General features: G+C 41.6%; 10 protein-coding genes. 2 read left to right on the top strand and 8 right to left on the bottom strand.

All coding sequences use genetic code 11. The features are described 5' to 3' along the window. The first annotated feature begins 8 nt into the window (after nucleotides 1–8). A complete protein-coding gene (locus ACFO6W_RS19845) occupies nucleotides 9–2,159 on the top strand; it encodes a GH92 family glycosyl hydrolase (RefSeq protein ID WP_379999670.1) in 2,151 nt (716 codons plus the stop codon). A 216-nt stretch (nucleotides 2,160–2,375) separates the two neighbouring features. Here the strand turns inward: ACFO6W_RS19845 and ACFO6W_RS19840 are convergent, their stop codons facing one another. From ACFO6W_RS19840 to ACFO6W_RS19830, 3 genes are read right to left on the bottom strand one after another with little or no spacing between them, the layout of a single operon-like run. After that, on the bottom strand, nucleotides 2,376–3,740 hold the full coding sequence (locus tag ACFO6W_RS19840) for a putative oxidoreductase C-terminal domain-containing protein (RefSeq protein ID WP_379999668.1): 1,365 nt from the start codon (nucleotides 3,738–3,740) through the stop codon (nucleotides 2,376–2,378). Between the two features lie 24 nt (nucleotides 3,741–3,764). After that, nucleotides 3,765–5,141, bottom strand: a complete 1,377-nt coding sequence (locus tag ACFO6W_RS19835) for a Gfo/Idh/MocA family protein (protein WP_379999666.1) — start codon at nucleotides 5,139–5,141, stop codon at nucleotides 3,765–3,767. A 23-nt stretch (nucleotides 5,142–5,164) separates the two neighbouring features. Beyond that, the gene (locus ACFO6W_RS19830; protein WP_379999664.1) at nucleotides 5,165–6,409 is read right to left on the bottom strand and encodes a DUF6807 domain-containing protein; all 1,245 of its coding nucleotides are present in this window, start codon (nucleotides 6,407–6,409) and stop codon (nucleotides 5,165–5,167) included. Between the two features lie 432 nt (nucleotides 6,410–6,841). Here ACFO6W_RS19830 and ACFO6W_RS19825 point away from each other — a divergent pair, with 432 nt between their 5' ends. Next, nucleotides 6,842–7,747: an AraC family transcriptional regulator gene (locus ACFO6W_RS19825; protein ID WP_379999662.1), complete on the top strand. Its 906-nt coding sequence runs from the start codon at nucleotides 6,842–6,844 to the stop codon at nucleotides 7,745–7,747. A 110-nt stretch (nucleotides 7,748–7,857) separates the two neighbouring features. Here ACFO6W_RS19825 and uxuA read toward each other — a convergent pair whose 3' ends face one another. The 5 genes from uxuA to ACFO6W_RS19800 form a co-directional block, all read right to left on the bottom strand. Next, nucleotides 7,858–9,066: a mannonate dehydratase gene (gene uxuA, locus ACFO6W_RS19820; RefSeq protein ID WP_379999660.1), complete on the bottom strand. Its 1,209-nt coding sequence runs from the start codon at nucleotides 9,064–9,066 to the stop codon at nucleotides 7,858–7,860. A 33-nt stretch (nucleotides 9,067–9,099) separates the two neighbouring features. Beyond that, nucleotides 9,100–9,228, bottom strand: a complete 129-nt coding sequence (locus ACFO6W_RS19815) for a hypothetical protein (protein ID WP_379999658.1) — start codon at nucleotides 9,226–9,228, stop codon at nucleotides 9,100–9,102. Nucleotides 9,229–9,351: 123 nt separating this feature from the next. Further along, nucleotides 9,352–11,133 carry a RagB/SusD family nutrient uptake outer membrane protein gene (locus ACFO6W_RS19810; RefSeq protein ID WP_379999656.1) on the bottom strand — a complete coding sequence of 594 codons (1,782 nt, stop codon included), beginning with the start codon at nucleotides 11,131–11,133 and terminating at the stop codon, nucleotides 9,352–9,354. 29 nt (nucleotides 11,134–11,162) lie between these two features. Continuing rightward, nucleotides 11,163–14,303: a SusC/RagA family TonB-linked outer membrane protein gene (locus ACFO6W_RS19805; RefSeq protein ID WP_379999654.1), complete on the bottom strand. Its 3,141-nt coding sequence runs from the start codon at nucleotides 14,301–14,303 to the stop codon at nucleotides 11,163–11,165. A gap of 61 nt (nucleotides 14,304–14,364) precedes the next feature. Beyond that, nucleotides 14,365–15,168 (bottom strand): SDR family oxidoreductase, encoded by an 804-nt coding sequence (locus ACFO6W_RS19800; RefSeq protein WP_379999652.1) that lies wholly within the window; start codon nucleotides 15,166–15,168, stop codon nucleotides 14,365–14,367. Nucleotides 15,169–15,603 lie beyond the last annotated feature (435 nt).

The raw sequence follows: 15,603 nt of genomic DNA, 5'->3' as shown, positions 1-15,603 counted from the left end.
TTTAAAACATGAAGAACCTAAATCAATTTATTCTATTCTGCTTATCAATCCTCTTTATTGCCTGCTCGGAAACAAGTCCTAAATATCTGACGAACTATGTTAACCCTTTTATCGGAACAACAACCTTATGGGATAGTATCGATCTTGGATATACACCTACCCGCAGAGCCTGGGGAGCAGAAGCGTATCCCGGAGCATCCGTACCAAACTCTATGGTACAAGTTACACCTGTAACCATGTGGAGAAGCGGTTCGGGTTATCAGTATGAAGACTCTGTAATTCATGCTTTTACTCATACGAGTAAAGGACATTGGAATTTATGTTATGTTCCGTTTATTGGCGTAAGAGGCGAAATCTCTCCTAAAAATTATGCTTCTTCATATAGCCATAAAAATGAATCCGCCAGTCCCGGATACTATCAGGTATATCTCGAAAAATATGATATAAATGCCGAAGTAACATCTACTCTGCGATGCGCATATCATAAATATACATATAAAGATGGAGGAGATAAAAAAATATTAGCCGATTTATCCCGGTCGAACGAACGTGTGAGAGACTGGAAAATAGAGCAGGTCGGAGATAATGCTTTTTCCGGTTATCAGAAGACAGGGCCTACCTTCTATTTTTATGCGGTCACAAATCATAATATCAAGAATATAGAATCTATAAAAGAGGACGATGCTGAAGTCAATCTTATAAATTTTATAAATAATAAGAATATTGATACTCCTTTGGAAATGAAAGTAGGTTTTTCCTATGTGAGTATTGAAAACGCAAAGATGAATCTTGAGTCGGAAATGTTGGCAAAAGATTTTCAGCAAGTACGAAACGAAGCTACAAATACGTGGGAAAATCTACTAACCAAAATTCAGGTCTCAGGAGGAACTGAGGACCAAAAAGAGACCTTTTATTCAACTTTTTACAGAGCATTCTTATGGCCTATATTACTGAGCGATGTAAATGGGGAATTTATTGATGCCAACGGGAAAAGAGTGAACAAAGGGTTCCGCTACTACAGCGACCCGTCTTTTTGGGATGATTACCGGAATAAACTAATCTTGCTAGGCATGATATCCCCTGACGTAGCTACGGATGTTATTAAATCAATAACGGACCGTGGCGAAATAAAAGGATTTATGCCTACATTCTTTCATGGAGATCATGCCTCTACGTTTATTACAGGCAGTTATCTGAGGGGACTTCGTGATTTTGATGTACAGAAAGCATATAAATTATTATTGAATAATGCCTATCTGGAAGGAAATGGCGGAAGGCCTCATATAAAAGAATACATAGAGAGAGGCTGGATATCTGAACAAGACATAAAAGATCCTAAATTGGAAACTGTAGCCAAAGCTGCGGTAACTAAAACTCAGGAATACTCATATGATGATTATGCAACGGCTTTGTTAGCCAAAGAGCTGGGCGATCAGGAAAACTACCGGAATTTGATAAAAAGAGCAGAGAGTTATAAGCATTTGTTCGATCCATCGACACAATTGATGCGTGGACGGCTAGACAACGGGGAATGGCTGACACCATTCGACCCGGAACGGCCTTTTTACGAATATATGTATCGTGAAGCAAATGGTTGGCAATCGACTTTTTTTGCACCTCATGATCCCAAAGGTTTTATTGCTTTATATCCGAACGAAGATGCTTTTGAAAAAAAACTAGATTCCCTGTTCTCTATTCCGTGGAAAAACTATGAAGCTCATAACATGACTGTATTTATCGGACAGTATTGTCATGGCAACCAGCCGGACCATAGTTCTCCATACTTATACTATTTTATCAACAAGCAAGAAAAAGCTCAAAAAATCCTAAATAAGATATTGAATGAATTTTATCGCATGGGACCTGAAAGATTAGCTTATGCAGGAATGGATGACGCCGGAGAAATGTCATCCTGGTATGTGCTTAATGCTATAGGTTTATATACTTATTCCCCTGCCGATCCGGAATATATTATAACAGTCCCTTTATTTAATAAAGTTGTATTTAATCTGAATGGAAATAATTTTACAATAATCAAAAAAGGTAAAGGAGATAAGATTAAACAGATTGTTTACGGAAATAAAAGCATAGATAATTACTTCATTCCGCACGACCTGCTGAAACAAGGAAAAGAACTGGTTATAACAACCAGTGAATAACCTTTTACATTACCACATTACAATTTTGACATCCAACATATTATAAACCGGCAGGCATAAATCTGCCGGTTTTTGGCATATAAAATCCGGAGTTTTAATATTTTGAAAATAAAAAAGTTATTTTTGAACAAAATTTAAGCAGGTTCTTATCATAGAACCTGCTTAAATTTTAGCTAAAAAGTTATTATGTACTCTAATAATTCTTAGCAACTTAGATCAATTCGTGGTTTTAGCTATTTCGAGTGCTTTGGTCGTGATATAATATTTTGTCAGCATATTCGGTACTTCCCACTCCGGTAGTTTGCCTTCTTCCAGGTATTTCAGATAGTTGGCGGCAACTTGTCCGAAATGCGCCTCGTGTCCGACTTTATAAGAGTCTGGGATGATGACTTCAGATTTGTCATCGCTATGCTTAAAGCTTATCCCCGGATACTTCTGCTGCAAGGCAGGGAGGTATTTATCCAATGCTGCCTTAAGTTCTGAATATTCCTTATCTTTGGCAGGTTCAATATACAAAGTCGGTTTGTAACCTTGTTCCTGACCTTGCAGTATAATAAGGTTGCAGAGCGTTCCTCTCATAATGGAATAATGCGTATCTCCGGTTCCGTCAGGCGCCTGAAAATTCCAAATCACACTGATTTTGGCATGGATATCATTTATCGTATAATTAAATGCCCCGTTCGATAATACATATAAAGAATCTCCCTTTACATCTTTTTGCAGGTATGCCGGATACTCATCCAGTGCAGTAGCCTTTTTGAACTGTTCCCGGGAAAGTACGGTAGGCCATTGCCTCGACTGGTAAATATTTACCTTGCCCCGGTCTATAATCTGGTCGGGGAAACATTCCCATTGCACAAGGTCGACGAGATGTGTCGTAACATCCACAATCCCGTTGCCTTCCTGCTCCACGTCGAAAAACCATGCCGGCCTCTTCAGTACGCTTCCTGCTACATCCTTGTAAAAATGATGTACGCTCTCTTTTACTATGGCCGGCTCTTCTGCCGAACCTTTCTGAATAGTCCCGAATACGTCCGGCACCATTGAAAATTCTTTTTGCAGGATAGTCGTTATTTCAAAACGCTCGGTCATCACATCGTAGAGCAATACCCCTTTCTGCTCTGCCAATTTAAATGCATCTTCCAATATTTTGAAATTACCGACATTGATTGCCATTGGCTTGTCAGCCAGAACATTCAATCCTGATTCAACAGATCTGAATATATATTCTGTTTTTTTCTTGTTATTGCCTGCAAGCACAACTACATTCCCCGGTTTTTGTTCCAGCATTTTTTCAAGAAAATCATTACCCAGATATACATTCTTTTTCCAATGGGTAGGTTCTTCGCCCCGTGTATTGAATCCTTCTATTTTAGACAGGTATTCGTTTACTTCATCCCCCTCGGGAGCGAATACAAAAAAATCGTTATTGATTTGCGGATTATCAGTCTTTTGCAGCAAGGCGGCATGGAAGTGCCCCGGAGCCAGTATGATAAGCGTCACCTTATCGGATTTCCCTGCATCTTTTGCGCATGCGGCAAACAAAAGACCGATTAGCAGTATGATATAATATCTTTTCATAGATATATGTTTTATAAGTGAATTTTATCTGATTTCGAATCCTGCACGCTGAGACCGGGCTATCATACTATTGGCTTTGTCATCGTTTCTGAAACGTTCTCTGATAGGGTCCCAGTAAAGTTTGCGTTGCAGTTTCATAGCTATATGCTGAAGCAGGCACGCTGTACAGGAGCGGTGCGCCACTTCTGCCGGAGCTATCGGTTGTGTCCTGTTTTTTACAGCTTCGAGCCAATTGCCATGGTGATCTTTACTTTCAGGCGCCCTCCAGTCTCCAACACCGAGAGGCGACAATATTTTAGGGTCACTTGCATCTATTGTTTTAGCTTTTTGGGTCGGTGAAGTAGGATCACTCGATGTGATCTGCTGTTCGCCGCGGCTGACGAATATCCAGCCTTTTGTTCCTTTAAACAGAATACCATTAGGCTTGTCGGTATTGTTCTCGGTAAGGCCGTAAACTTTGACTCCGTTTGGATACAAAAGTTCTGTTTCGAAATTCCCGTGTACATCCCAAAGTCCTGAAGTAGGGAATGTGGCCTTTCCGCTTATCTCCACCGGCCCCGAATGTTCCAGGTTCATTGCCCAGTGTACGATATCGAAATGATGCGTACCCCAGCCTGTAATCATTCCTGCGCCGAATTGTTCGCATCGCAGCCAGCCTGGCCTTCCATAACCTGACGACGGGTGAACTCGGTCTTCTGTATAATATACATATGGCGTAGGTCCTATCCACAGATCGTAATTCAGCTGCTTCGGCACGGGCATTTCGATTATCTTGCCACCTGCAGGATCTCCCGGTAAACGGACTTCGCACGAAACCAGATCCCCGATTCTTCCGTTGCGTACAAATTCTACGGCATCACGGAATTGCTTCCATGAACGCTGCTGGCTTCCTATCTGAAAGATACGCCCTGTTCTGTTTACTGCGTCGCTCATCAGACGGCCTTCCTCTATAGTAAGGGATGCCGGTTTTTGCAGATATACATCTTTGCCTGCATATACGGCATCTATAGCCTGTTTGGCATGCCAGTGGTCGGGGGTACTGATTACGACTGCATCAATATCCTTATTGTTGAGCATATCCAGGTAATTCTCGTAGGTGGCCACACCGTCGTATGTCTTACCTGTCTTTTTCGAATAATAATTATTTATCAATGTTTTGCCCTGTTCCAGCCTCACACTGTCGACATCACAAGCCGCCATTACTTTAGCGAAATCATATTTCCAGATGCCGGGCAGATCGTGTCCGCGTGATATACGCCCTATGCCTATGGCACCCACATTTATTTTATTGCTCGGTGCATCTTTACCCAATACGCTTGCAGGAATGATGGTGGGTATGATGAAAGAACTTGCCCCCAGGGCAGCCGCTCTCTTTATAAAGTCTCGTCTGGATGTTGTCATATCGTGTTTGTTTATAGTTGTTTTTACTTGCTCATCGTTATTGATATGCGTGGAGGATTCGCGAAGTCCTGCCAGTATTGTTCAGCCTTTTGTGCTGTCATTTCACCGCTGTATACTACAATCCTGTATTGTAATGTGTAGTCTTTTCCCGGCATCAGCGACCAGTCTTTGTTCTTGGCCGGATTGAAGTTCATGTATACATCCTTATCCCTCTCTGGCCATACGCGGATAGGCTCGGGAAAATTGAAGTTGGTAGGATAACTCAGGAATAGTATTCCCGATTGGTTTCCTCCGGCTTTACCATTGCAAAACATCCAGCGGGCAATAGTATTGTCGGCGTCTTTTCTGGTTTTTCCCTCCGATGTAAGGATGGTACTTGTAGAAGTATTCCATTCCGGAGTGGCACGTATGCTGAAGCCTGCATAACGGTACGCATTGATAATAAAAGGAGAATCAGAGGCGCAATTCATTGTAGAACTGAAATCCCATAGCCATACTTTCCGGCTTTGCTCGTCTTTTACATCCCATAGTTTAATAGAGAATGTTTCGTTCATAGCTACTTTTTCATATCCGGGTTTGAATACGACATGTTCCTGTATTCCTTTGAGTCCACCATATACGGCACCTTCATTCAGTGAATTGAATGCCTTGAACCTGACAGTTCCCTGCCCGTCGGCCAGATTCCAGAAATCCACGGATTTCCCTTCGAATGTCACGCGTGTCCACGGGTTCCATATGCCATAGTGGTGGTAATGGTCACGAGGCTGGATATTGGTCAGCACCTCGCCTGTAGGCGACCAAAGGGGGTGGATGAAACCGCTTCGGCGGAATTCGTATTTCGCCCCTTTTGGCGGTAATTTTACCCCATAATGGTATTCCATCACTTTATCATTGCCGGAAGATATCAGTATGGCGTCTTCCGTATTCTTAATGTTTATTGCTTTGTCAAAATTTGCAGCTTTGCCGTTTTCAATTACATACTTGCGTTTACTTTTCGCTTTGGTATGCGACGACATTATCCATGATAATATCCTGCCGTTTTGTGACTGTTCGATCTGGAACCTGACAGGAGTTTTGTCCTTATTTATCAACTCGTAGACTACCAGATTGGAGTCGGCCTCCAACGTTATTGCATCGAGGCATATATTAACAGGAGTTTCTAATCTGTCTGAGGAGCCGGCGTCCACTACGATTGTTGCTATTTCTTTCCCGCTTATATAATTAATAGAGAAGAGGAAAAAGGAAGCGATAATAATCAGTTTTTTCATAATTGGAGAGTATCAAAATTTTGCGGTTAATATAATCTTATTTACAATAACAAATATCTAAATTAAAATAAATCCGTTCAAATACTAAATTCGCAAATGCTTGTACGATAATTGCATTAACAATAGTGCAGAATGACAATATAGACTAATCGTAAATAAGTTTAAAAGATGGGAATTCCGACCTTAAATTAACAGATATAATGCGAGTTACCAAAAAATATTTAATTTTTTTGCAAACACTCAAAGTATTCTTATATTTACAATAACAAACCTACATATTACTGATATTTTATAAATCTACAGAGGACACTTGCTACTAGCAAAATATTTATCTTAATTTTTCTCTGACAAACGAAGCTAATATAGAACTTCCCACAAAGGGATAAAGAATTCCTGATTTTTAAGCTAAGAATCTTAAATACTTTAATGATCATGAAAAGTACAGTTAAAATAATGCACGAACAACTCGGGTTCGTTTCCGGTTCACCAGTTAAAATAAAATGGTGTGATTATGACTATTTCAAGTATCCCTGGCACTTCCATAGCGAATACGAAATAGTATATGTCATTAAAAGCACAGGAACCCGCTTTGTAGGGAACAATATAGAATCTTTCTCAGACGGCGATCTGGTTCTTTACGGTAGTCACCTGCCACATATGTACCGGAACGATGAAAAATATTATGATGGGAATCCCGAATTGCGGGTTCATGCAATTACCATACAATTCTCAAAGGATTTCTTCGATCATGCTATCCGGTATTACCCTGAATTCCAGAAAATAAAGGGGATGCTGGATATGGCTAAGAAAGGCATTTATTTCGAAAAGAGAGAAAATGATATGATCCGTAAACGGATTAAAAGATTGCTGAATATGTCAGGACTGGAGAGACTACTCGAATGTGTAAAGATACTGTCCCTTATGAGCAGAACGACATATAAACGTGAACTTAGCAGCGATAGTATAGATCCCGATCCTATTCTGGTGGCAGAGTCCCGTATAACAAAAGTATTAAGCAAGTTGAACAGGGATTATCACAAACCTATAATCTTATCGGAAATCTCCGATGTATCCGGTATGAATAAGAGCGCATTCTGTCGCTACTTCAAAGAGAAAACGGGAAAGTCGATGATGCTGTATATAAATGAACTGCGTATAAAATATGCCTGTAATCTGCTATTGGGCGGTGATATGTCTATTTCGCAGATATGCTATGAATGCGGATATAATAATATTTCGAATTTTAACAGGCACTTCAAAAAAATTACGGGCTTTACACCATCTGAGTATATAGAAGAGTTTAAGAGAGATATGCGTCCGGTAATTATTGAAGAGTAACCGGAACACAAATAATATCAAATCCCTCTTCCTGATTCAAACACAGGAAGAGGGATCTACTTAATAAGCATCATCAGTTTGCAGCGACAATGATGTTATTAACAAGGAATCTAAGGAACCTGCTTACTTTTCTCAATCCCCATTTCTAAACCACATATTTCGGCCAGACCTTTCATCCTTCCCACAAGCGGATATCCCGGATTTGCCTTGCGGCTAAAGTCATCCAGTATCCTTAACCCATGGTCGGGGCGGAATGGCATCCGTATATCTTTGCGTCCTTCTTGTATTCTTCTTTTTTGTTCCTCAAGCAGTGCTTTTACAACTTCGTACATATCTATAGAACCTTCGAGATGTCCGGATTCGTAAAAACTTTTGTTTCCAAGTCTCCGGGTATTTCTCAGATGTACAAAATGTATTCTGGAGCCTAACTCTTTTATGAATTTCAGCATGTCGTTGTCTTCTCTCGCAGACAGTGAGCCTGTACAGAATGTGATACCATTCATTACGGAATCATATTGTCCTGTTATCCATTTGAAATCTTCCAGTGTACTGGCTATGCGGGGCAAACCCAACAATGGAAACGGCGGATCGTCAGGATGAATACACATGTTGACCCCGTATTCCTCGGCAATTGGCATAATATCAGATAAGAATGCAGACAGGTTTTTCCGTAGCTGCTCAGGGCTTATATATTTATATTGCTCCAGATAACTTAGAAACAATTGCTTGTAATCTTCAACATCACTTACTGTACCGTTGATAAATCCTTGTGTAACAACAATTATATTATGAGCCAGCGTTTCTTTTTCTTCATCGCTCATATTTGCAGCCAGTGCCCCCGCCTTTTCTCTTACGTCCTCCGGATAGTCTTTGGCAGCCATCGGGCGCCTGAGCACATATATATCGAAGGCGGCAAAAACACAATAGTCGAACAGCATAGATTCGGCACCGTTTTTATCTTTGTAATGGAGATCGGTACGTGCCCAGTCCAATACCGGCATAAAGTTGTAGCAAACAGTGTCGATACCACATTCGCCCAGATTGCGAAGAGATTCTTTATAATTATCTATCAACCTGCCCCTGCCGGCCGAGCATGTCTTTATTCCCTCCAAAACAGGAAGGCTTTCTACCACGCTCCAACGCATACCGTACGATTCGATCTCATTTTTGACTTTCATAATTTCCTCTTTTGTCCAGATTTCACCATTTGGAATGTGATGAAGTGAGGTCACTATGCCTTCTATTCCTATCTGTTTCAGGTCGGATAGCGTTACCGAATCGTTTGCTCCAAACCAGCGCCATGTCTTTTCTAATGCCATTTTCCTAACTAATATTTATTGTCTGTATGAATTTTATTTCTGATGCATATTATGCAGGTTTTCTTTGCCTAATGCTTCGCCCAGTGCATTCAGCATGCCATATCCGAACCGGTTGTTATGATAACGAATGAAAATAGTAAAAGGAATCTTATTCCATTTCACCTTATCACCCTGAAGTACAATAATTTTCTCCGAATATTCGGAATATTTTACTGCCTTCAGGATGACCAGGGACCTGATAACGGCCTTTCAAATAGCCTCGCCTAATACTTAGCTCATTAATTGTTATTCTACAGGAATATTATTTTCTGCACCCGGATATCCGATATTCTGGTTGATACGCCCCATAGTGTTGGCTGTAATAGCTTTGTGCGGAACAGGCCAGAGGACATGATAGGGCTTCATGACAAATGCATTGGTTGAATAAAAATATTGTTCCCTGTAAAAATTATTCTTTTCCATTATTCTGTCATAATACCAGTTTTTTGTACTGAAATCTTTCAGGTTATACCCGTCCTTACCCAACTGCGCCATGATGAAAGCTATACGTGTAAGCTCAGTTTTCCGGTGTTCCTCAATAAATAATTCACGCGCACGCTCATCCAATATATCATCCAGAGTGACTGACGTCAAAGTAGGTGCTTTGGCTCTCGACCGGATCTCGTTCACATCTTTTGTTGCCAATGGTATATTGTTCAGCCAATAATAGGCTTCGGCTCTCATCAGATAGGTTTCGGCCAGGCGGAATACATACTGGTCGGTGAATCCGCCCGAAGGGGTCTTACCTTTGTTGATGTCATCTTTATATATCAGCACTTTGACTCTTGGGAAAGAGTAATAGCATCGCATGGTGTCGGTAACAAATGCTCTCTGTACCGGTTTTCCGAACCATGTGGCGCTACCGCTCTTGGACGGAGGCCTGTTGTACTTCAACGTATTGATATCGTACCAGTTATTATTGTTGCGGCGCATATCATTTCCATAGTTTTTCCATATTTCGTACTGGTGATAATTGCTGGGACGTATTTTTGAAATTCCACGTCCTAGTTCAGCCACTTGTTCATATCCGTCATATGGCCCCGTATCGAAGGTTGTCCCCTGCTTGCCGTCCGGTGTTTTTACCGCTGCGCCGTTACTCCAGTATGGTACATAATTGCGCATGCGTTGCGAACCGTTACCCTGTACATTCCCAAGCAGGCCGTATCGTTCCTGCAATACAAAGATTGCCTCTTTGTTTGCAGCATCACTGATATTCACTTCGCCGAAAAGGTCGTTGAATACATCGAGGCTTGCATTGCTTGCATTTTTGCCGAACCGTGTTTTCATCAGTGATAAACCATTATCGTTTATACAACGCGTAGCAGCATCGACTGCATTCTGGAATTCACCTACCGACAGGTATAGCTTCGTGAGCAAGTGTTCGCCGGCCGCCCTGTTAACGGCTCCCCGTGTAACATCTTTTGGCAGCCATTTTACGGCAAATTCCATATCCGCTTTCATCTGGTGGAGTATTTTCGCCCGCGATACGGAGTTAAAGTCTATCTTGGGTTCGGCAACCTCTTCAATAATCAGCGGAACATCGCCCCACTGATGTGTCAGCAGATAGTACCAGTATGCCCTGTGAAAATACGCTTCGGACAGAAGGGCATTCTTATCCTGCTCGGATATACCTTCTACCGTCTCTACCCTGCTGACAATGGTATTGGCGTATTTGATACCGTTCCAGCAGTACTCCCAGTAGCGCATATATGCCGAAATATCGCTTTCGGGAGTCAACTGTATTTCCAGATTGTGTATTTCTTTTGTTTCGGGCGAACCCATTACAGACATATCCGAATATGCATATTCAAATACCAGTGGATTCAAGTTGCTGAAAGCATCACCGAACCATTCCCATTTTATCTGTTTACGGCATGTGTTGAGGCCGGCTTCCAATCCTTCTTTTGTATTATATGTATTTTCGGGAGCATAGAAAGACAATGGATGCGGTTCGAGGTCTACACATGATACCATAGTGATAAGACCGATCGCTATGATAGAACTCTTTACTATATTTAAAGTATTCATTTTGCTTACTTGTTTAATAATTGTTCTTTTTATAATGTGATGTCTATACCAAGAGTAAATATGCGCGGAGAAGTTCCTATATTTTCGGGATCATAATACTTCCAGTCTGTTACAACGAAAGCATTATCTACATTGACGCTTACTTTCAGATTTTCGATCGAGAATTTCTTAAGAAGTTTTTTCGGGAAAATATATCCTAAAGACGCATTTTGCAAACGGACATAGTCTCTTTTTTTCCATATCCTCACACTAGGGTTGGAACTGTTCGATCCAAGGCGCGCATATTCGTTCGAAGGATTGTCCGGTGTCCAGTATTCGGTCCATATAGAATTGAACCGGTCATAATAGCGCCCGTCAAAGTTACGGGGCATGCTGTCTTCACCCCAGTAGTTGAATTCGCCCCTTAGCACAAATGAGAGGTTGATACAATTGAGGAAAGTGAAATCGTTTCGCAGCGACATATTGTAACGTGGTATCCGCGAGCCCATGAATAGCTTGTCTCTCTCATCCAGTATACCATCTTCATTTACATCCAGAATCCTCGGGTCGCCGGGCTGTTTTCCGTATTTCCTCGCCTCTTCTTCCTCGCCGAGCTGCCACATGCCGATCATCTTGTAATCCCTCAGCGTGTATATGCCATGCCCTATATACCAGCCATTTGTCAGGTCGTCACTTTCACGCCGGCCTGTTACATTCCCGTTATTGTCAAGCACATCTATCATATCACCATACAAGTGTTTTATTTCATTATCGTTGGCACTGTAGATGAACGTTGTCGTCCAATATACTTTTTTAGGCATGTTCAGGTTTACGCTATTTAAGGTTAGTTCTATCCCTTTATTGTTTACCTGTCCAAGATTGGATATTACGGTTTTATATCCTGTTATGTCAGGTAATGCCCTGTCCAAAACGAGGTCTGTCGTTTTGTTGGAATAAAGATCTACAGTCCCACTAAGGCGGCCATTGAACAATCCGAAATCGAGACCTAAGTTGAAAGCCTGCGTTCTCTCCCACTTCAGGGTCTTATTTGCCATGTTGTCTGTCCAGAGACCCGATACGGTCTGTCCTCCAATGATCTGGTCGGTGAGATTCAATTTCGAAAGAGCCGCATAACGTCCGATATCCCTGTTCCCGTTTTCACCCCACGAGAAGCGGAGTTTCAGATTGTCCAACACCCTGTTCTTGATAAAACTCTCTTCCGATAACCTCCAGGCTGCGGCAAAAGCAGGATATGTACCATGTGGATTCCTCACCCCGAATGCCGAGAATCCGTCGCGACGTACCGATGCCGTAAAGAGATATTTGTCCATCAGCCCGTAGTTGACCCTCCCCAGTAGAGTTGTTCCTGTCTGTACCTGGTCATTTGCCCCCGTATTTGGCAGTACACCTCCATCAAGATTATGGTAACCCAGATTTCCATTCGGTTTGAATTCCTGGTTTGACGCTGTTGTTGTCCAGAACTCATACTTCTCCGAACCTGCCACAAAAGTAAGGTCGATATTATGTATTTTATTAAAAGTATAATTCCATTTCAATATATTATCAATCAGCCATTCATAGTCGGAGTATTCTTCCCTTGTTGTTTTTCCTCCTTTTGGTGTGGAAGGTATAATCTCGGAAGTGTAATCATAGCTTTTTCTCCAGCCATAACGGTTTGTAAAATTGGTTCTGAATGTGATACCATATGGTAATGTAAGCAATCCATACACAGTCGCATTCAGCGTATGGGACCTATGGAGTTTATCATTATTATAAGTTGCCAGTAAAGGATTGGATGACCGCCCGTCATTGTAAGGGAAATTATTCAGAGTACCGTCATCATTATATGCCATCAGGTAAGGACTCATTGTATCGGCTTGACCGGTGTCGGCGACTATGCCTTTATTTGCCCTGTCGGAAAACTGTGCATTTACACCTAACTTGAGCCATTTCTGAATTTCCGTATCGAGATTGACACGTGCCCTGGTAGCCTGAAATTCTTCGCCTTCCTTAAAGCCTTCGTTATCAGTCCTGCCTACCGAAACATAATAATTACTCCTGGTTGTACTGCCCGATATGGAAGCATTATAGTCCTGACGGAATCCGGTGCGGTATACAACATCTCTCCAGTCGGTAGTGCGGCCTGCCTTATAGTTAGCAATTTCGTCAGGGATGAAACTTAGGCGGGTAAGCCATGTTTCGGTATAGTCACCTGAAAATCCGCCTTCGTAAGCAGCCCATTCCTCCATGGTTACACCTGATGGTAAATTATAGGGACTGTCATAGTAGCCCAGTGGCTTCTTATCTTTATCGGGAGCGAAATAGTCGTTCGTTTTGAAATAGTCGGCTCGGCGATTCAGATATTGTTCCGGAGTCGGCATATCCGGCATTGAGCGCGAAGTGGTAGTACCAAACTTTGTACTTATATTTATTATCGGTTTTTCACTGGCTCCTCTTTTGGTGGTAATCATTATAGCCCCTGCCGAAGCTTTTGATCCGAAAATAGCAGCGGAACTGGCATCCTTCAATACATCTATACTTTCTATATCATTAGGATTGATATCGGATATGTTTCCATAGAAAATATTCCCATCCAAGACAACAAGAGGGGAAGTAGATGCCTTGAGAGATGCCGGTCCCCTGATCTGCATGGAACCTCCTCCTGCAGCGGTATTGTCTACTGTGACCCTGAGACCGGCAATACTACCTTTGAGATAGTCTACGAAGTTGGTCGCTACTTTTGTCTCCATCACTTCCTTGCCTATATGCGAAACAGAGCCTGTGAGGTCTTTCTTCTTTACAGTACCATATCCTACTACTACAACCTCTTCGAGCTGTTCGGATGTTTCGAACAATACTACGCTTAACGGTTTAGATTTATCGGTTACCGTAACTTCTTCGTTCTGATATCCCAAAAATCTGAATGTAAGAATCGTCTCGGATTCGCTCATTTGTATTTTGAAGTTTCCGTCAATATCAGTCATCGTACCTTTGGTTGTCCCCTTTATAGTAACGATAGCTCCAGCGATAGGAGTACCACTGTTATCACTTACACTTCCCGTTGCTAATCCTGCCGATTGTTGGGAATACATAAAACTTGCTCCCGCAAAGAGCAGCATACTAAGTACTAATATACATTTAACCTTCAGGTTAGATATGATATTTTTTATAAATAGCCGTGTGTCTAACATAAGATTTTAGATTAAAAGTGTTGATTTATTATATTCTATAAGTTATTTACCACTTGGAAAACTATACACCACTAAAAGAACTGAAGCCTCCGTCGACAGGAATCACCGCACCTGTAATAAAGCTGGCTTCGTCAGAACATAGGAATTTTACAATGCCGTTCAGCTCCGTAATATCACCAAATCGTTTCATCGGCGTATGGGCCAATACCCGCAGGCTACGCCCAGTGTACGATCCGTCGGGATTTATTAATACTCCCCGGTTTTGGTCTCCGATGAAGAACCCGGGAGCAATGGCATTTACCCTTATTTTATCACTATATTTCAGCGACATTTCCATAGCCATCCATTGGGTGAAAATATTTATCGCTGTTTTAGCCATAGAGTATCCAGGTACACGGGTGATGGCCGAGTAGGTGGCCATCGATGAAATATTGATGATACTTCCGTATTCCTGTTCGGCCATAGCCTTGCCAAACACCAGACAAGGATAGACCGAACCATACATATTAAGGTCTATAACCCGGTTGAGATCGGAAATCTTCATATCAAAGATACTCTGTTCTTCATCCAGCGTAGCTCCCGGTAAATTTCCGCCGGCGGCATTGACCAGAATATCTATTTTACCCCATTTTTTCATTATCTTGTCTTTTACCCCATTAAGACTTTCAATATCCAATACGTTGCAGGTGTATCCCGAGATATCGCCCAAACTCTTCAATTCATCTACACGTTTGTCTATATTTTCCTGGCGGATGTCAAGCACTATGACTTTAACACCATCTTCCACCAAGCTTTTAGATATATTTCCACCTAAGACGCCGCCACCTCCGGTTACGATTGCGACCTTTCCGTTCAATTTGCTCATAAATTCTTATTATTTATTGTAATTCAGCTGTAATACCCTGTTGATTCTTAGTTTTTAGAATTAGAATAATAGATGTGCCTTTCATGTAAATTATTACATGAGATTTTCGGTGTTTTGTAAATAAGCAAAACCAATTCCGGGGTGTTTCGATTATTGCTTAATTAGTTGTTTCCGGTTGTTTTATTTTCTACCGGATTTCACAGGAGTATCGGGGGCGTTTTCTTGTGTATTCCTGTAATGTAAAGGTATAGCTTGATGGAATTGTTATCAAACTAATAATTTGCAATTATTGATATTATATTTGCAGGTTAGTTTGTGCCGTAATAGTTCGGGTAACCGCGTCTTGCAAAGCCGTACGCGAGTTCTTACCTTTGAGGAAAAAACCTATGGAAACGAACGATTATGTGCGAGGAGTGGCGTTGAGCGAAGCCGAAG

Origin of the sequence: Dysgonomonas termitidis, from assembly GCF_042654545.1 — a bacterium.
In the GTDB taxonomy this organism is placed as follows: Bacteria; Bacteroidota; Bacteroidia; order Bacteroidales; family Dysgonomonadaceae; genus Dysgonomonas; species Dysgonomonas termitidis.
Note: the sequence above shows the minus strand (reverse complement) of the source record. Positions and strands in the feature narration are given on the sequence as shown.

Bases quoted from the DNA above. Each gene is read 5' to 3' on its own strand.
- ACFO6W_RS19810 (WP_379999656.1), bottom strand. From the start codon at position 11,133: ATGAATACTTTAAATATAGTAAAGAGTTCTATCATAGCGATCGGTCTT.
- ACFO6W_RS19835 (WP_379999666.1), bottom strand. From the start codon at position 5,141: ATGACAACATCCAGACGAGACTTTATAAAGAGAGCGGCTGCCCTGGGG.
- ACFO6W_RS19805 (WP_379999654.1), bottom strand. From the start codon at position 14,303: ATGTTAGACACACGGCTATTTATAAAAAATATCATATCTAACCTGAAG.
- ACFO6W_RS19845 (WP_379999670.1), top strand. From the start codon at position 9: ATGAAGAACCTAAATCAATTTATTCTATTCTGCTTATCAATCCTCTTT.
- ACFO6W_RS19840 (WP_379999668.1), bottom strand. From the start codon at position 3,740: ATGAAAAGATATTATATCATACTGCTAATCGGTCTTTTGTTTGCCGCA.
- ACFO6W_RS19825 (WP_379999662.1), top strand. From the start codon at position 6,842: ATGAAAAGTACAGTTAAAATAATGCACGAACAACTCGGGTTCGTTTCC.
- ACFO6W_RS19830 (WP_379999664.1), bottom strand. From the start codon at position 6,409: ATGAAAAAACTGATTATTATCGCTTCCTTTTTCCTCTTCTCTATTAAT.
- ACFO6W_RS19800 (WP_379999652.1), bottom strand. From the start codon at position 15,168: ATGAGCAAATTGAACGGAAAGGTCGCAATCGTAACCGGAGGTGGCGGC.
- uxuA (WP_379999660.1), bottom strand. From the start codon at position 9,066: ATGGCATTAGAAAAGACATGGCGCTGGTTTGGAGCAAACGATTCGGTA.